Source organism: Loigolactobacillus zhaoyuanensis (assembly GCF_003946385.1).
Classification (GTDB): Bacteria; Bacillota; Bacilli; order Lactobacillales; family Lactobacillaceae; genus Loigolactobacillus; species Loigolactobacillus zhaoyuanensis.
Genome location: NZ_RHOE01000058.1, coordinates 1 through 15387, shown reverse-complemented (window position 1 = coordinate 15387; position 15387 = coordinate 1). Strand labels below are relative to the sequence as shown.

General features: G+C 42.6%; 18 protein-coding genes. 9 read left to right on the top strand and 9 right to left on the bottom strand.

From position 1 onward, the window contains the following. Positions 1-170 precede the first annotated feature (170 nt). Complete coding sequence (locus tag EKM76_RS10365; protein WP_225417916.1) at positions 171-590, top strand: VanZ family protein; 420 nt, start codon at positions 171-173, stop codon at positions 588-590. A gap of 103 nt (positions 591-693) precedes the next feature. After that, positions 694-1116 (top strand): hypothetical protein, encoded by a 423-nt coding sequence (locus EKM76_RS10360; protein ID WP_125550592.1) that lies wholly within the window; start codon positions 694-696, stop codon positions 1114-1116. A gap of 53 nt (positions 1117-1169) precedes the next feature. On the opposite strand, the gene EKM76_RS10355 is transcribed toward EKM76_RS10360, so the two are convergent. Further along, a complete protein-coding gene (locus EKM76_RS10355; protein WP_125550591.1) occupies positions 1170-2492 on the bottom strand; it encodes a replication-associated recombination protein A in 1323 nt (440 codons plus the stop codon). A gap of 114 nt (positions 2493-2606) precedes the next feature. Next, positions 2607-3593, bottom strand: a complete 987-nt coding sequence (locus EKM76_RS10350) for a DNA/RNA non-specific endonuclease (protein WP_125550590.1) — start codon at positions 3591-3593, stop codon at positions 2607-2609. 217 nt (positions 3594-3810) lie between these two features. Between EKM76_RS10350 and EKM76_RS10345 the strand changes: the two genes are divergently transcribed. Continuing rightward, on the top strand, positions 3811-4521 hold the full coding sequence (locus EKM76_RS10345) for a M57 family metalloprotease (RefSeq protein ID WP_225417915.1): 711 nt from the start codon (positions 3811-3813) through the stop codon (positions 4519-4521). 378 nt (positions 4522-4899) lie between these two features. On the opposite strand, the gene EKM76_RS10340 is transcribed toward EKM76_RS10345, so the two are convergent. The 3 genes from EKM76_RS10340 to EKM76_RS13490 all read right to left on the bottom strand — a co-directional run bounded on the left by EKM76_RS10340 (position 4900) and on the right by EKM76_RS13490 (position 7317). Then, the gene (locus EKM76_RS10340) at positions 4900-5769 is read right to left on the bottom strand and encodes a DegV family protein (RefSeq protein WP_125550588.1); all 870 of its coding nucleotides are present in this window, start codon (positions 5767-5769) and stop codon (positions 4900-4902) included. A 1039-nt stretch (positions 5770-6808) separates the two neighbouring features. Next, positions 6809-7120 carry a DUF2316 family protein gene (locus EKM76_RS10335; protein WP_125550587.1) on the bottom strand — a complete coding sequence of 104 codons (312 nt, stop codon included), beginning with the start codon at positions 7118-7120 and terminating at the stop codon, positions 6809-6811. 41 nt (positions 7121-7161) lie between these two features. Further along, positions 7162-7317 carry a hypothetical protein gene (locus EKM76_RS13490; RefSeq protein WP_164507638.1) on the bottom strand — a complete coding sequence of 52 codons (156 nt, stop codon included), beginning with the start codon at positions 7315-7317 and terminating at the stop codon, positions 7162-7164. A 128-nt stretch (positions 7318-7445) separates the two neighbouring features. Between EKM76_RS13490 and EKM76_RS10330 the strand changes: the two genes are divergently transcribed. Then, a complete protein-coding gene (locus tag EKM76_RS10330) occupies positions 7446-8000 on the top strand; it encodes a hypothetical protein (protein WP_125550586.1) in 555 nt (184 codons plus the stop codon). An 80-nt stretch (positions 8001-8080) separates the two neighbouring features. Here the strand turns inward: EKM76_RS10330 and EKM76_RS10325 are convergent, their stop codons facing one another. Then, positions 8081-8554, bottom strand: a complete 474-nt coding sequence (locus tag EKM76_RS10325; protein ID WP_125550585.1) for a MarR family winged helix-turn-helix transcriptional regulator — start codon at positions 8552-8554, stop codon at positions 8081-8083. Between the two features lie 181 nt (positions 8555-8735). Here EKM76_RS10325 and EKM76_RS13550 point away from each other — a divergent pair, with 181 nt between their 5' ends. The 4 genes from EKM76_RS13550 to EKM76_RS10305 all read left to right on the top strand — a co-directional run bounded on the left by EKM76_RS13550 (position 8736) and on the right by EKM76_RS10305 (position 12805). Continuing rightward, a complete protein-coding gene (locus EKM76_RS13550; protein ID WP_191986916.1) occupies positions 8736-9320 on the top strand; it encodes a hypothetical protein in 585 nt (194 codons plus the stop codon). 30 nt (positions 9321-9350) lie between these two features. Continuing rightward, positions 9351-10109: an SDR family NAD(P)-dependent oxidoreductase gene (locus tag EKM76_RS10315; RefSeq protein WP_125550584.1), complete on the top strand. Its 759-nt coding sequence runs from the start codon at positions 9351-9353 to the stop codon at positions 10107-10109. Between the two features lie 149 nt (positions 10110-10258). Continuing rightward, positions 10259-10804 (top strand): PadR family transcriptional regulator, encoded by a 546-nt coding sequence (locus EKM76_RS10310; RefSeq protein WP_164507637.1) that lies wholly within the window; start codon positions 10259-10261, stop codon positions 10802-10804. Positions 10805-11227: 423 nt separating this feature from the next. Beyond that, positions 11228-12805 carry an MFS transporter gene (locus EKM76_RS10305; RefSeq protein ID WP_125550583.1) on the top strand — a complete coding sequence of 526 codons (1578 nt, stop codon included), beginning with the start codon at positions 11228-11230 and terminating at the stop codon, positions 12803-12805. A 71-nt stretch (positions 12806-12876) separates the two neighbouring features. On the opposite strand, the gene EKM76_RS10300 is transcribed toward EKM76_RS10305, so the two are convergent. Next, positions 12877-13434: a hypothetical protein gene (locus EKM76_RS10300; protein ID WP_125550582.1), complete on the bottom strand. Its 558-nt coding sequence runs from the start codon at positions 13432-13434 to the stop codon at positions 12877-12879. Between the two features lie 44 nt (positions 13435-13478). Beyond that, positions 13479-14495 (bottom strand): amidohydrolase family protein, encoded by a 1017-nt coding sequence (locus EKM76_RS10295; protein ID WP_125550581.1) that lies wholly within the window; start codon positions 14493-14495, stop codon positions 13479-13481. Positions 14496-14630: 135 nt separating this feature from the next. Between EKM76_RS10295 and EKM76_RS10290 the strand changes: the two genes are divergently transcribed. After that, complete coding sequence (locus EKM76_RS10290; RefSeq protein WP_125550580.1) at positions 14631-15200, top strand: TetR/AcrR family transcriptional regulator; 570 nt, start codon at positions 14631-14633, stop codon at positions 15198-15200. Between the two features lie 69 nt (positions 15201-15269). On the opposite strand, the gene EKM76_RS10285 is transcribed toward EKM76_RS10290, so the two are convergent. After that, positions 15270-15387 (bottom strand): IS3 family transposase (locus EKM76_RS10285; RefSeq protein ID WP_164507606.1); only part of this gene is annotated, 118 nt, incomplete at its 5' end.

The following is a 15387-nucleotide window of genomic DNA, read 5'->3' as shown; positions in this document are numbered from 1 at the left end:
TTGACGCGATCAAGTATGAAAACTAATCAAACTAACTAAATTAAGTCAAACTTGGCTAGTCATGACTAGCCCAAGTCGTGAATATAGAGAAATTACGTAAAACTGATAATTTGGCCAATCAATTTGATGCATATGCATAATTCAGGATTATTTTTAAATTAAACCTGTCATTGATTCAAATTGGTAGCCAGCGCAGCATCAACTTAATGCCATTTGCAGCGTCAGCGGAGGTCAGTGGTCATATTGATTGGCTGGAGCCACTGCTAAATGTACTTATTTTTATTCCATTAGGTGTCTATGCGGCAATTTTGTTTAAGCCGCTACGGCTCAAATTAAAATTGATCATGGCGATCAGTGTATTTTGTGAAATGATCCAGTTTATTTTTGGCATCGGGGCAACCGATATTACTGATGTGATCGATAATACATTAGGTGGTATTATCGGCTTGTTGCTGTATCAAATAGTTAAATTAGGCTTGAAAAAAAGTATTAAACCACAAAAAGTTATTAACCAAATTGCGGTTGTGAGCACAATTTTATGCGTGACCTTACTTGTTTTAGTTAAACTAAGTCGCCACTTACGAGTTTAAGTTTCGATAAAAAGGTTACTTTAACCGCTAAGCTAAAAACAAACCAATTCAAATAAGAAACTGGTATTATAGAAAGATAGAATAACTATTTGGAGGTCATTAGATGATATTATCAGATTTAGCACAAGTCCTTGGCGGCGCAAATAAATTAGCTTATGCGACTAGTTTAGCTAACATACCTAACTTACGGATCGTTAATTTTGTATGGGATCCAACGACGCCGGCAGTGCTTTATTTTGCTTCCGTCCATGATTCTAGTGGTGTTGAAGAGTTTTTAGCCAGCGATAAAATTGCTTTTTCAACGGTGCCTGAGATTGGTAATGCCCACGTTGCCAGTAATCACGCAGTCGGTCAAGCATCACAGCGAACTTTAGCAGCAATGCAGGACCAATTTTTAACTCAAGTACCTGATTTTGCTCATGTATTAGATTTAATTGGCCCACGCTTGGCGCTATATGAAATTCAAATGACTAGTGCTGAAGTTGATCTAGGCTTAGGTAACGGGGTTCAGCAGGTCCAGTTTTAATACTAAATAAGCAAATAAAAAATCATCGACTTGTGACGAGTCGGTGATTTTTTTCAATCATGTTCGTGATGCCATTGCTGTAAAAATTCTAACCGTTGCTTAAAGCGTTTTTCATTACCTTGTTCAGTTGGCGCGTAGTATTCATGGCCAGATAAAGCTTCCGGCATCGTCTGCATATTGGTCAGTTTCTCTTTGCTATCATGGGCATATTGATAATTGGCACCATAGCCTAAGTCTTTCATTAAATTAGTCGGTGCGTTACGAATTTGTAGCGGCACAGGCTCATTGCCGGTCTTTTTAACGTCAGCTTTAACCGCTTCAGTGGCGGCATAAACGGCATTGGATTTTGGTGCTAATGATAGGTAAATGACAGCTTCAGTCAAATGGACATTGCACTCGGGCATACCAAGAAATTGGCAGGCTTTAAAAACGTCTACGGCCAGCGATAACGCACGCGTATCCGCTAAGCCAATGTCTTCACTGGCAAACCGAACGAGCCGCCGCGCGATGTATAGCGGGTCCTCACCACCAGTCAACATACGAGTTAACCAATAAATCGCCGCATTGACATCGCTATTACGCATCGATTTATGCAGTGCGGAAATAATATTGTAATGTTCTTCACCATGTTTGTCATAGCGCAATGATTTTGTGTTGATCAACTGATTTAACGCCGGCACATCGATCGTTACTTGCTTATTTGCGTGCTCTGTATTTAAGACTGTCATTTCCAGCGTGTTTAGGGCCACACGGGCATCACCATTGGCAAACTCTGCCAATAACTGCAAGGCTGCTGGATCGATATTCACGGTTAGATCAGGGAAAGCACGTGTATTCTGTAATGCTTTTTGCAGTAATTCAACAATATCGCTGACCTGCAGTTCTTTGAGCACAAAAACCTTACAGCGTGAAAGTAGGGCGGAATTGATTTCAAATGATGGATTTTCGGTAGTGGCGCCGATCAAAATAATACTACCGCGCTCAACATAGGGTAAGAAAGCATCTTGCTGCGCTTTATTGAAACGATGAATTTCATCGACAAAAACGATCGTGCGCTCACCAATTTCGCGGTTTAGCTCAGCCGCTTCCATGATTTTACGAATATCTTTAATGCCACTGGTCACCGCGCTAAAAGTGACAAAATGCGACTTGGTTTGATTGGCGATGATCCGCGCCAGTGTAGTTTTACCAACACCAGGTGGGCCCCAAAAAATCATTGATGATAGTTGATCGTGATCGATAATATCGCGGAGGATTTTCCCCGGTGCTAATAAGTGTTGTTGACCAGAAAATTCGGCCAATGTTTGTGGCCGCACTCGATTAGCCAGCGGGCTATTCTGTTGGCTATCCGCGGCAAATAAGGATTCCTGTTCCATCGCTTTCACCTCACTGAGTATTTTGCATCTAGTTTACCACGTTGTTTGCAAAAATAAAAAAACGTGACTCACCAAGAATTGGTGGTCACATTTAGTATTGCATAGAATATCGAGTTACCGGAGTGATTTACGATAGCCAGCAGCTTGGGCTTCAGCTTCAGTATTGAAGTAGATCGCATTGGCGGCAGACATATTATAGCCAGCTTGATCAGGCGTGTGGTAGATCTTACTATTAACATTGCCAACAATTTGGCCTTGCGTGTCCGTACTGACTTGGTCGTTGGTAGCGCTGCTTTCGGTTTGTGTGGTCGTAGAACTGGCAGTAGCGGCCGCAGAACTTTGCGCGAGCTGGTCGGCACTGAATTGGCTAGTGCCATCAGCGTAATTAAGCTGGACGCCAGCTTGAATGTTAAAAATATAAACATTGAATTTGATGCCACTACCAGTTGTTGACTCAGCCTGCATATGAACACCACGGGCAAGCAGTTCGTTGTCTTTAAAAACCGGCGTTACTTGATAGCGAACGTAAGCTTTAGGGTTATTTTTAATATAGTAAGCAATATCGTCTTCAAAACGTAACATTTCGGGACTGTTTAACGAACGAGTACCGGTGATCAAGTTTTTCGGATTATTATTTTGGCCAGTTAATTGAAAGCCGATCAAATGGGAACGATTGTATAAATAACCATTTTTAATTTTTTTATTACGCCAACCAGTAGGATCGACCGTCAGCGATTCACGTTTTTCCGTAGGCATTAAACTTTTATTGAGCAAAGCATTAGCCACAACTGGCCGGTTTAGCGAATCTAAATTAGCATACTTTTGCCAAGCACCATTTGCTGTGCTTAGGTTAGCTTTGGTAAAAGTCGGTTGGTTGTCGTTGATCTCAATTGTTTGTGTACCGTTGTAACTTTGCTGCAATAAGGCTGTATTTTGCTGCTTTAAAGTGGTTTTGCTACCCACTTGTTTTTTTGTGACTTTAGCGGCATGGACCGTATTTGTAGCTTCATTAAAGCTAGGTTGGCTCGTCCCTAAGCCAACAAACGTTAATGTTAGCAGCGTTACCGCAATCTTGGTCAGAAAATTCCCTTTATGTTTCATAAAATACCTCCGTATGATTATTCGTACCCAGCGAATATGTACTTATGGTTATTTTAGCATGAATAATTTAAAAAAGCTGTAGCCCAAAAAGTGCGTAGCCGATTGTTAAAAAAGAGTTAAGCACGCATCGTTCGGTAATAAAATGTGGTAGCATAGATTTACCCCAACAAAGGGCGTCTGTAACTAATTAGCACACTTAATAAAAGGAGCAATGTCCGTGCGATTTTTCAAAGGCTTATTGTGGGCGATCATTTTGCTCGCTGGTCTATATTTTTTCACCACTAATGATTTTAAAGCAATACCCGATAAATTAGCGACCACAGTTTCACAGTGGACGGCTAGTGTGGCTCCGGAAATGACGTCGGATTCAGCCGCTAGTGACAGTGGCTCAAGCAGTATGAGTTCAGCAAGTGATTCTGCCGCTAGTTCGGCAACGACCGAGGCCACACCGCTAGAGGCTAACGTTCAAGGTAAAACTTTGGCCAGCACCTACTATTATCATTTTGATGACGATGTTCCAACGGCGGCTAGACAGGTATTTGCTCAAGCAATTGCCACTTACAATCAAACGGGGATCGTCAAATTAGTTGCTGGTACTGGTACCGCGGAACAGAATCAGATCACGTTTTCGATTTACCATAAAACGATGACTGCGGCGGAGCAAGGCACTATCGAGTTAGGTCATGGCGGCCCTAAAATTATTCAGCGCATTGGCTGGGGCGCTTATACAGCTAATCACGCCACGGCTAGTCTGAATGCGACTTATACGGCAGCATTTCAGGAGTCGGTGGCGGTCCATGAACTCGGTCACGCACTAGGGCTGGATCACAGCACCAGTCAAGATTCAGTCATGTACCCAGTCGACCAAGGCAAAACTGCATTGACCGCGGCAGATATTGCCGGTTTAAACAGTATTTACAATAATTAAGCAGGTGAGTGTAGGGGCAGCAGTCAGTGTAACGAATTGTGTCCTTGCTCAGATCAGCGCGACACGATCTGTGTCTTTATCGCAAATGGTATTAAAATTAGTTGAGGTTAAATCGTTCTAAATCAGCATCGTTTGTGGCTTTTTGTTTTGTGAGCAAAAAAAGGTGGGATAAATCGGCCTGCTCAAACGGTATATATAAGTGAAAGTATCATTTAAGCAATTAAGAGCTAACTACTTTAGTTACTCTGACTGAGTTGAATTTCAGCAAACTACCACAAAGACGCAATATAAGATCATATTGGTTAACCTTAGTTAAAAGTTATAAGTATAAAAATCGTCCCACAATTAGCTGAAAACTAGTTGCGGGACGATTTTTTATTATTCGCGTTCAGTATTGCCTAATGAGAAAACAGCGACACAGCCAAGGCCGGTGTGGCTGGCAATGGTCGGGCCGATTTTTTGTATTAAGACTTGTGCTTGCGGGATGCGCTGCAAGATATGGTCCCGCACTACGTTAGCGGCATCTTCTGCTTGGGTAGTGGCAATCAGGATCCGCGGTGTCGTTGGTTCCGCTAAAGTTGCCATGGTGTTATCAGCTAGCGTTTCCAATGATTTATGGCGTGAGCGGGCTTTTTTTACCACACGCAAATGGCCTGCAGTATCAACATCCATTACTGGTTTGATGTGTAGTAATGAGCCAACCGCCGCCGAGGTCCGCGAGACACGGCCACCGTGATAGAGATAGTTAAGATCATCAACAGTGAACCATTGCCGGTAGCGCAGGCGATTATTGGTTAGCCAGTCGGTTAATTCGGTGATACCCATACCGGCAGCTTTTTTATCAATGGCATCCAGCAGCATAAGGCCTTCACCGCAACTAGCGGCTAATGAATCGACTAAATAAATCTGTGCGCCAGGATAATCGTTGATCAGCATTGTGCGCGCTTGGACGGCACTGTTGAACGTGCCACTAAGACCAGAAGAAAAGCCGAGGTACAAGATTGGCATGTTTGCGGCAACATAAGGCTTGAAAAATTCGACAAACTGGCCAATATTAATTTGCGCAGTTGATGGCATAACGCCATTAGCGATTTTTTGGTAGAAATGATCTAGATCAAAATGGTGTTCTAAATCATCGTTGAAATCCTGCCCGTCAATATCCACGTGCATTGATACAAAATCGACTTGATTTGCGGCAAGTGTTTGGTAAGGTAGGTCAACGGCTGAATCGGTTAATAGCTGATACATAGTGTGCTCCTTCGTTCATAGTTATCCCCTTATTTTACGCTCATTTACCACAAAGGCAATGGCTGAACGAATCAAATAAATGAAATAACTGACTGGTGGCGGTACCAATTTTGAAATGATCTGAATCAATAGACCTATCATAGTTAATTTTTTGATTTGACGCAAATTTATGTTCGCAGCTGGTCAATAATATTATTGATGCTGCCAAAAAAATTAGACACATCGATATAGGGTTGTCTACAAGCTGAGTTAGTGAGCTTCCATTCCGGCGCCAGTGGACGGAACGAGTGGCGCGTTGGCGAGCTAATTTTTCCTAGATAAACCCAAAAGCAGACGGAAAAATGGATCTCGCCAGCCACGCATAGTTCTAAATGGCACAAATCACCATTAAGAACTATCGACACATCTGGTCCACTGACGACTCCATTCCAGCAGGCAATGACTGAACATTCAAGTGTTGACTGTTTAAGCAGTAAAGTTTATTGGTAGTTAGACCGTAAAACACCGGTAAAACAGTTTCTGACTGTTTTACCGGTGTTTTTTATGCGCATATAATTTGCTTTAAAACTGCGAATCACTGATAATTGGCGGTTAATCCTAATTGAACTAGCTAAGACGATTAACCTAACTAATTAAATAGTGTTCTAAAACTGCCAAGGTGAAATGGAGGCGCTGGCGTATCACTGTCGCTCGTTCTTAATAACACTATTTACAAGTATCGCAATTAGTACTTATTTGCTAAACAGAGCTTGCTTCCCGTTGTCGATTGGACTATTGCCGAAGTGCGGCAAGTCCAAGTCGCAGCTGTGTCGATGGTACTTGGTGACCGAATTGTGGTCGCCTAGTACCATACGCGATTGGCAAGATCCATTTTCTTTTCCAATGAACTTAATTGGAAAGAAAATTAGCTCGCCAACGCGCCACGCGTTCCATACGCCAGCGCCGGAATGGAACCAAATTAACTCTGCCTATGAGTAATACAAACAAGCTTCAGAAAGAAATCGATATAGATGTGTCTAATTTTTCTAGATCATAGTAGCTAATTGTCGCCAGCTGTGATTTTGCGTTTGTCGATGACACGACTGTTTAAAAACCAATATTGATGCCAGTCGCCAACTAAAGCGGTGAATTCAACTGGTTGTTGCCCATTTGCTTCAACTTTTTCAATCAAATAGTTGCGTAGGATCAAAGGGTCGTTTAGTGAACTTTGGGTCAATGTAAACAGTCGTTCCAGCTTGGTCAAGCTGATATCCAGATCAGTGGCAACTTGTTGCTTGGTTAAACCGCTGCGTTCAAAGTTTTCTTGTAGTTCGTTGATCGTATTTGTAACTTGTTGGGGATTTAATGACATATTATCTGCTCCTTAAATTGTAAAATCAAAAATTTTTTATTTTAAATGGAAAACTTGTTCAGCGTTGGCAATGAGGTGTGCATGTAATTTAACATATCTTTGCTCAAATTTGGTGCAACTGCTTTGCCTGCTAGTTGTTGCATGGCTTGGGCGGTCCTAGCTGGTTCATAATGTTCTTCAACCCTAATAATTTTCATATTGAACGCTCCTTTACGGCACGATTTAAGGATTGTGCTTTATCTTAACAATTAGTATTATAGAGGGCAATAAAGCTAAATGAAAGGAAGTTACGTGACATATGCAGCTATTATGTCGCATTAATAAAATGGCTAAAGCATTTTTAGATCCACAATTAAAAATTGATCACAGAAAGCAACAAACTGAACTAAAGTTGTTTAACGCTTTAGTTCAAAAATATCGTTCTGGTGCTACTTTTGAGCAAATTAAGATCAAAGAACTTTGCCAAATGGCCGGCGTTTCGCGGGCAACTTTTTATCGCCATCATCAGGAGCTCACTGATGTTATTGTAGTTCAATTTTTAATTCTGATCGCAAATTTTGAACGGCAAATTGACGAGCTGGAACAGATCGACTTTGTTAATAGTAGTGCCGTGATCGTGACGACGATCTATGCTAATCTTGAACTGATTAAAATGATGCAGTGGAGTGATATTCAACCACAAATTCAGTCGTTATTCAGCGGAACAGCATTACAAATCTTAATTTTACGTGACTATTCTAAAGTGACACAAAATTTTGTTAGTGATTTTTTAGGCAAAACGATCTTAAATTTTGCTCAACAAATTGCTATGGCAGTGGAACCAATTACGCCAGCAGTTGCGCTTAAGCTGTATCGTTTGTTACTGCCCAATAGCTTATAAATTTAATGAAACACGCCTGATCAGAGATAAGTTTAATCTACTGATTAGGCGTGTTTAGTTGTAGTTAAGACGTTAATTAATTATTCTTTAAACAAAGTCATATTTGTATCTGCTTTAATGATGCCGGCCTTGATCATGAGCTGAATACTTGCGCTAAGGTGAGTATTTAATGCGGTTTGTTCCACAGGTGTTAACGTGTCCACGTGGGCTTGAATGCGCTTTTGGATCAACTCCATATGCTCGACCATGACGGTTTGTCCTTTAGTAGTACCGTAAACATTGACCACGCGCCGATTAGTTTGGTTATGTTGCCGCTGTACGAGTTCACGTGCTTCGAGGCTGGTGATCAAGCGCGTTAACTGTGCACGCGAAATGCCAGTTCTAGTGGCTAATTCACTCATACTGATACCAGGGTGTTGGTAAACTTTTCTGAGCGTCATTACTTGTAGCCGAGTTAGATCAAACTCTTCTAGCGAACGATTTTGGGTGATAGCTTGGCTTAAGGTGAAAAACATTTGGCCAAGTGCTTGAGTGTTGCTGGTTTTATCTGTCATATTTGATTACTCCTGAAATAATTGATTTAAATTATTGTTTATTAATCGTTGACATATATTAATTATGAGTATACAGTATATGGTTGTCAAATGTAAAGTATTTATTCAGGCAAAGTCAGTTGGTTATTGGCTGGTCAGTGATGTAAATTAATACTTAATTTGAAAGGAAAGTGACTCGATAATGAATGATTTTGAAGCAATTAGTCAGGTGGTTTTAAAGGAACGAATGTATCGTGGGCGCCACGTTAAAGAATTAGCTGATTGTTATTTTGCTGATGCTACTGTGACTACGAGTTGGCAGAGTGGCCCAGTGTCCACTTTTCTCGGAAAACAGCCAGTTGAAGTCGATAATAGTATGCCGATCGTGGGCCGTTTTGGCACGCCCATTGTTCATCAAAATGGCATGCGCGCATACGTTGAGCTATCTTCAACCACGAACCGTTGGCAACTAGTCAATGGTACGGAAGCTATTTTGGAATCCTATATGCGTTTAATTTATCGAGTGGAAAAGCGGTCTGGTGAATGGAAAATCGTTAATTTGACCTCGATCGATGAAAGTGATAAATTACAGCCGGCTATTCCTGGTCAAAATCTTAAAATCAAGCCAGAAGATGTCGCTGATCTACGGCGTAGTTACCGTTATCTAGCCTACGTTCGTCAAAATGCAGGGGGTACGATCAGCCAGGATCTGCTGGGCACGGATCGCGCTCAAGACGAAAATACCTTATATGAGAATTCAGAAAAATGGCTCCACGAAAAAGATTAGCGGATCACTTTATTTTTAGGAGGCAAAATAATGACTGAAACAAAAGCAGTGATCACATTAATTACCGGTGCGGATAAGGGGATTGGTTTCGCCACGGCGCAAGCGCTGGGCAAAAAGGGACAACAGATCTTAGTTGGCGCCCGTGATCAACAACGCGGTGAGCAAGCGGTAGCTCGGCTCAAGACAGCCGGCGTGGCTGCGACTTTTATTCAGCTAGATGTAACTGACAAAGCTCAAATTAAGGCAGCCGTAGCGCGGATCAAAGTCGATTATGGCTATTTGAGTATTCTGATCAATAATGCTGGTATTGCCTTAGGCAGTCATTTGCCGGCTTCACAAATGAGTACCGATACCATGCGTCAGGAGTTTGATGTTAATTTCTTTGGTTTAGTTGATGTGACCCAAGCAATGATTCCTTTGTTAAAAGCTGGTCAGCCGGCAAAAATTATCAATGTTTCCAGCAATATGGGCTCGCTGGGTTTAGCTTCTGATCCTAATTCGCGGTTTTACAAGGTCAGTTCGTTAGGCTATCAAGCAACCAAAGCGTCGGTTGATTTTGCCACTATTTTATTGAGTAAGGAATTAGTCACTGAGGGCATCACGGTCAATTCGGTTAATCCTGGCTGGCCTGCGACCAACTTTGGTGGCCGGCCGAGTGATGCACCCAAGCCAGCCGGTATGCAAGATGTAGTCACCGGTGCCGCGCAGATCGTTAAAATGGCTAGCTTGCCACTTGATGATCCGCAAACTGGGACTTTCACAGAAAATGAAGGCACTTTACCATGGTAAGATAATCACTTTTTTACAATATTAATAGCTAAACTAAACATATACGACTAAAATCAAAAATGATTTTAGTCTTTTTTTCTGAAAAGAGCTTGCTTTATATGTCGTAACGACGTAAAATTAATCAGTCGCTACGACATATGGAGGTCAATATGTATGAATTACTAATTTTAGGCATTTTACAAACACATAATATGTCAGGTTATAAGTTGGCTCAGGTATTGGAGAGCAGCTTAGAGCCACGCCGGGTAATTTCCAATGGCGTGATGTACCCGTTACTTAATCGGCTGGGTAAACAAGGTTATATCGAAGTGTCGGACAAGCAAGACACACTACGCAATAAAAAAATGGCGCAGATCACCGAATTAGGTCGGCGGCGCTTTCAAGAATTAATGGCACAGCCGGTGGCGATGGATGCTAAGCGGGAATCCATTTATCGCTTTAAATTTCGCGGTATGGCTAATGTTGATGTTGCCACACAACAGACGATTCTGGCTGATTATGCTGCGGCAACGCAAGCTGATTTAGATAGTTATCAGGATTTTAAGGCTCATGTTCAAGCTCGCTTAATGGCTGAATCAGCAGCAACTACCTCGTTGGAAACTGGCGCGCGGGCATTAGACTTAAGTATTTCTATCTGTAAAGCTAAACAAGCTTGGATCGAGCAATATCAAGCTAAATTACAGGACCAGAATTAAACTTGGGATACTAATTAGTAGAATGGACACCGCCTGCAACATCAGAATTTATTAGTGGTTTATGCTAATAGATCACCTTAACTGTGGAATAGGGCCATGTTTCTACTAGGCGAACTGAGCCGTAGTAGAATGGATACCGCCTGTAGCATCAAAATTTATTAGTGGTTTATGCTAATAGATCACCTTTATTGTGGAATAGGGCCATGTTTCTACTAGGCGAACTGAGCCGTAGTAGAATGGACACCGCCTGTAACATCAGAATTTATTAGTGGTTTATGCTAATAAAGTACCTTAATTGCGGAATAGGGCCATGTTTCTACTAGGCGAACTGAGCCGTAGTAGAATGGACACCGCCTGTAGCATCAAAATTTATTAGTGGTTTATGCTAATAAAGTACCTTAATTGCGGAATAGGAGAATCACAATGCAACAAAGTAAGCATAATGTAAGACAATGGATCGCCTTAACCGCGATGAGTTTAGGCGTTTTTATGGGCCTATTGGATGTGACTGTCGTTAACGTCGCACTACCAGCGATGGTTCGTAGTTTCAACACAACTTTTACCAATTTACAATGGGTTTTAAATGCCTATACCTTGGTCTACGCGGTCACCTTACTGATCATGTCCAAGTTAGGCGATATGTACGGTCGGAAAAAGATTTTTCTTGGTTCGCTGATTTTATTCGTCATCGCTTCAGCGGTGAACGGGATGGCCACCAATTTATTAGTTTTAGATATTGGCCGTGGGGTTCAAGCTCTTGGTGGCGCCGGGATGATGTCGTTATCAATGGCGTTAGTGGCTTCTAACTTTGCTGGTCGTGATCGTGGACTCGCCTTAGGCATACTGGGCTCGATCATGGGTGTTTCCACAGCTTCAGGGCCGCTGATCGGTGGGTATTTAGTCGAACATTTTGGCTGGCCGGCAATTTTTTATGTCAATGTGCCATTTGGTGTTTTAGCGGTGATATTAACCGTAATTTATGTTAAGGAAACACCGAGCTATGGTAAAAATCAGCGGATCGATTTCGCTGGGATGCTCCTGTCTGCCGCCGGATTATTTGCCATTATTTATGGGTTGATCGTTAAGGAAGGGCATCCGCATTTAAGCTGGCTTAGCGGGCAAGTTAGTGGTTGGCTTGCAGGTGGTGTGATTTTGCTAATTGCGTTTGTGATTGTAGAATTGCGCGTTGCGGATCCAATGGTCGATATTAGCATGTTTAAACGGCCCCACTTTATTGGCATTGTGCTGGTTGCCTTTGTTTTAGGTGCGGGAATGTACGCGTTCAACGCTTACCTAACGCCGTTAATGCAAAATTATATTGGGTATTCAGCCGTCCAAACCGGCGTGCGCCAATTGACGATCAGTACATGGTCATTGATTCTCGGACCTGTTGTCGGTATTCTTGGTGCACGTTATTCTAAGAAATGGATGATCTGTATTAGTTTGTTCATTGGTGGCGCTGGCTTCTTATGGATCGGCCACGCCATGGGTCCTGGGGTCAGCTTTGTTGATTTATGGCCCGGCATGATTCTAATTGGGATCACCAACGGGATGGTCAATCCATTGCTGAACACAACAGGGATGGAAGGCGTTATTCCTAGTGAAATGGGGATGGCATCAGGCTTGTTAAATGTGTTCCGCCAGTTAGGCACCACAGTTGGGGTCGTTAGCTTAGGGCTGATTCAAAACGCGCAGTATGAAAGCTATCTTAATGGGCATCTGGGTCAGATCAGCATGCCAGCTCCTGCATTAGCTGGTCTTAAAAAGGCGTTGATCGATGCCGGACCATTTTCCGGTCATGGAATCGCCTTTTCGCAACGGGTGAGTCAAGCTCCATTTGCGAAAGCCTTTCAGCATGTTGTGGTCACCGCCTATCATAACGGGATGGCCGCTGTGTGTGTCACAGTTGCAGCTGTCGTTATTGTTGGTGGTATTGGGGCAGCGTTGTTATTGCGCAATCACGTGGCAACATCAGATATTACCAAACCAGTGGATAAATAGAAAGACCAAAAAGGCCTAGTCACTGACTAGGCCTTTTTTGATACATAATTATTTTTATAAATCAACCGTAACTAAGCTTCTTGATACAGGAAGCCTAACAGTGCTAACCAGACAACAACTAGCAGACCAGGAATAGCAAGGTAAGACATGGGTAAGACGCCGCCAAAGAAGCTATAAACGCCTAACCAAGCGGCAATGAAGAAGCCTAGATATTTCAAAAGTTTGCTCTTAGTGAAGAGACAGACACTAATGATCCAAATTGCGCAAAGCACATGACCGCCAAGGCGTACCGGCATGGCAATTGAAGCGGCCACGTTAGCCATGGTCATGATGCCACAAGCAACATCCAAAGTGATCCAGCCATAACCGGCCATTTTGGCCCAAGTTGGTGCTTTTAGTCTAGGGATGATCGCGATAATAATTAAATGATAAAGCACGCCTAACGCACCAGAAAATTTAGTCCCTGACGTGAAAAGAATGACAATAAACATCAGTGCGGGAATGATGCCTAACAATTTTAGGCTGACATACTGACGATTGATATCGAAGGGCTTCCAGTGCCAGTCAAGTAGACAAACGCCGAAGAAAAGCAACAACATGATGCCGAAGAAAAGATAATTAGCTTTCATATAAAAACACTTCCTAAATTATTTTTAAAGTCTGCGTTATTTAGTTATTGTGCTAAACGCAATAATTTAGCTGCATTCCCGTAGGCAATTTTTTCTTGGTCGCTGGCACTTAAACCAGCGTCAGCTAAAAACGTTGTGGCGCCAGTTGGATGATTGTATGGATAGTCAACTGAGTACATTAAGTGGTAACTGCCAACTTCGGTCAGTGCTAGTTGTAATTGCGCTGGGAAAAACATGCCACTAGGGGTGATGTAAAAATTATCCCGATAGGTTTGACTGATACTACGCTGCAGATTAACAGTTAGGCCAACAGTTTGGTCTAGTCGTTCCAAAAAATTAGGTACCATCTCGCCCCAATGACCAGTAATAATGTGTAAGTTAGGATGGCGGTCAAATAAACCGGATAAAATGAGCCGAATCATTTGGACACCTAAGTCTTCGTGCCAACCCCAACCAGCACCAGCAAAGGTGAAGGCAGTGAGTTCTGACCAACTATCGCCTTGGTAATAGTACTCACTAATTGCACTAGGTACAATGGCGGGATGAAAGTATAATGGCACATCCAATTGTTCAGCTTTGGCAAAAATCGATTCGTAAAATGGATCGTCGAAGAAACGACCAGCATAGCAGCCATGAATCATGGCACCTTGTAGTCCTTTTTGTGTGACGGCCCGCTCTAGTTCGGTGGCAGCAGCTTGCGGGTCACCAACTGGTAAAACGGCCCAGCCGCCAAAGCGATCGGGCTGGGTGGCGATAGCAGCGGCTGAATCATCATTGGCCATTTGAGTCAACGGGATGGCGACTTTCGGATCAAGATTTTGTGGTGAGTTGTCACCGTAACCGAGAATCTGGCGTTGGATGTGGTTGGCGTCCATAAAGGCGAGACGTTTGGTGCCGACGCTAGTTAATTCAGTATTGTCTTTTTTTGATTTAGCGACAAACTCGGCGATACTATGATCAGCGGGATTTTTATGTGGATTGACTGGTGCTGGTAGATAAGGTTTTGCGGCGGCATTGACGCGTTCTGATTCCCAATGTTCTTCTAATGTGATAAATTTCATGGTGGTTCCTCCTCATATGCTTGCTTAGTTGTTTTGTTGATAAGCCTAATACTAAAGGATTACGTGGCGTTTTAATACTTTGTTTCGTTGTCATAATGGGGTAATATGTAACATAAAGAGGGAGAGGCGAAATTTATGAATCCAGGTAAAATACAATTGGCGTATAATCAGCATGCCGATCAGCGCCTCCAGCGTACTCAAAATCAATTGATTGCCACATTGATGCGTTATTATGACGCCCAAGTTGAATTTGCTAAAATTAGTGTGAGTCAGTTGTGCCGCGATGCTCAGCTGACGCGGCAGACTTTTTATCGCCATTACGGCAACATCGGTGAGGTGGTTGAAGTCAGTTGCGTTAGAATGCTCAATCAATTTTTACAACGAGTTGACCATACCTATGATTCGTCACGGGTTGCGGCACAACTAGTGGTAGATGTGCTTGATCAGCAACGGTCGTTATTGGCGGTGATGTTCTGGAGTAAAGTTGACGAAGCAGTTATACAGTACATTACTGGCGATATTTTGCGCGTCTATGGCTTTCAGGATGATCAAACGCGGCATAAACCGTTTATTGCTGAAATGACAGCGCGTAGCATCATTAATTTTGCGCGGCTAATGCTGAAGCAACCACAGATCGTTAAAGCAGATTTGGTACAGCTGTATACGCAAATGGTGCCATTGCCGGCAGTGATTTTTAAAGACTAAGCGGTGGGGAAAAGCTAGTTAAACTAAAAAAGCTGGTCTTGAAGTGAACCCCAAATATTGGACGAAACTTTAAGCGACTTTCTGGGTGGTAAGAACACGGTATTTAACCGGGCTCTTACCACCCAGTTTTGTTTTGATTCGTGTGACATTATAATATTGAATCCAGTTCGATACGGCTAAAGTTAAT

What these genes read in the sequence shown, in the direction of transcription:
- EKM76_RS10295 (WP_125550581.1), bottom strand. Translation starts at nt 14,495, where the DNA reads ATGAAATTTATCACATTAGAAGAACATTGGGAATCAGAACGCGTCAAT.
- EKM76_RS10300 (WP_125550582.1), bottom strand. Translation starts at nt 13,434, where the DNA reads ATGAAAGCTAATTATCTTTTCTTCGGCATCATGTTGTTGCTTTTCTTC.
- EKM76_RS10290 (WP_125550580.1), top strand. Translation starts at nt 14,631, where the DNA reads ATGAATCCAGGTAAAATACAATTGGCGTATAATCAGCATGCCGATCAG.
- EKM76_RS10335 (WP_125550587.1), bottom strand. Translation starts at nt 7,120, where the DNA reads ATGTCATTAAATCCCCAACAAGTTACAAATACGATCAACGAACTACAA.
- EKM76_RS10310 (WP_164507637.1), top strand. Translation starts at nt 10,259, where the DNA reads ATGTATGAATTACTAATTTTAGGCATTTTACAAACACATAATATGTCA.
- EKM76_RS10305 (WP_125550583.1), top strand. Translation starts at nt 11,228, where the DNA reads ATGCAACAAAGTAAGCATAATGTAAGACAATGGATCGCCTTAACCGCG.
- EKM76_RS10315 (WP_125550584.1), top strand. Translation starts at nt 9,351, where the DNA reads ATGACTGAAACAAAAGCAGTGATCACATTAATTACCGGTGCGGATAAG.
- EKM76_RS10340 (WP_125550588.1), bottom strand. Translation starts at nt 5,769, where the DNA reads ATGTATCAGCTATTAACCGATTCAGCCGTTGACCTACCTTACCAAACA.
- EKM76_RS10355 (WP_125550591.1), bottom strand. Translation starts at nt 2,492, where the DNA reads ATGGAACAGGAATCCTTATTTGCCGCGGATAGCCAACAGAATAGCCCG.
- EKM76_RS10325 (WP_125550585.1), bottom strand. Translation starts at nt 8,554, where the DNA reads ATGACAGATAAAACCAGCAACACTCAAGCACTTGGCCAAATGTTTTTC.
- EKM76_RS10360 (WP_125550592.1), top strand. Translation starts at nt 694, where the DNA reads ATGATATTATCAGATTTAGCACAAGTCCTTGGCGGCGCAAATAAATTA.
- EKM76_RS10350 (WP_125550590.1), bottom strand. Translation starts at nt 3,593, where the DNA reads ATGAAACATAAAGGGAATTTTCTGACCAAGATTGCGGTAACGCTGCTA.
- EKM76_RS13550 (WP_191986916.1), top strand. Translation starts at nt 8,736, where the DNA reads ATGAATGATTTTGAAGCAATTAGTCAGGTGGTTTTAAAGGAACGAATG.
- EKM76_RS13490 (WP_164507638.1), bottom strand. Translation starts at nt 7,317, where the DNA reads ATGAAAATTATTAGGGTTGAAGAACATTATGAACCAGCTAGGACCGCC.
- EKM76_RS10330 (WP_125550586.1), top strand. Translation starts at nt 7,446, where the DNA reads ATGGCTAAAGCATTTTTAGATCCACAATTAAAAATTGATCACAGAAAG.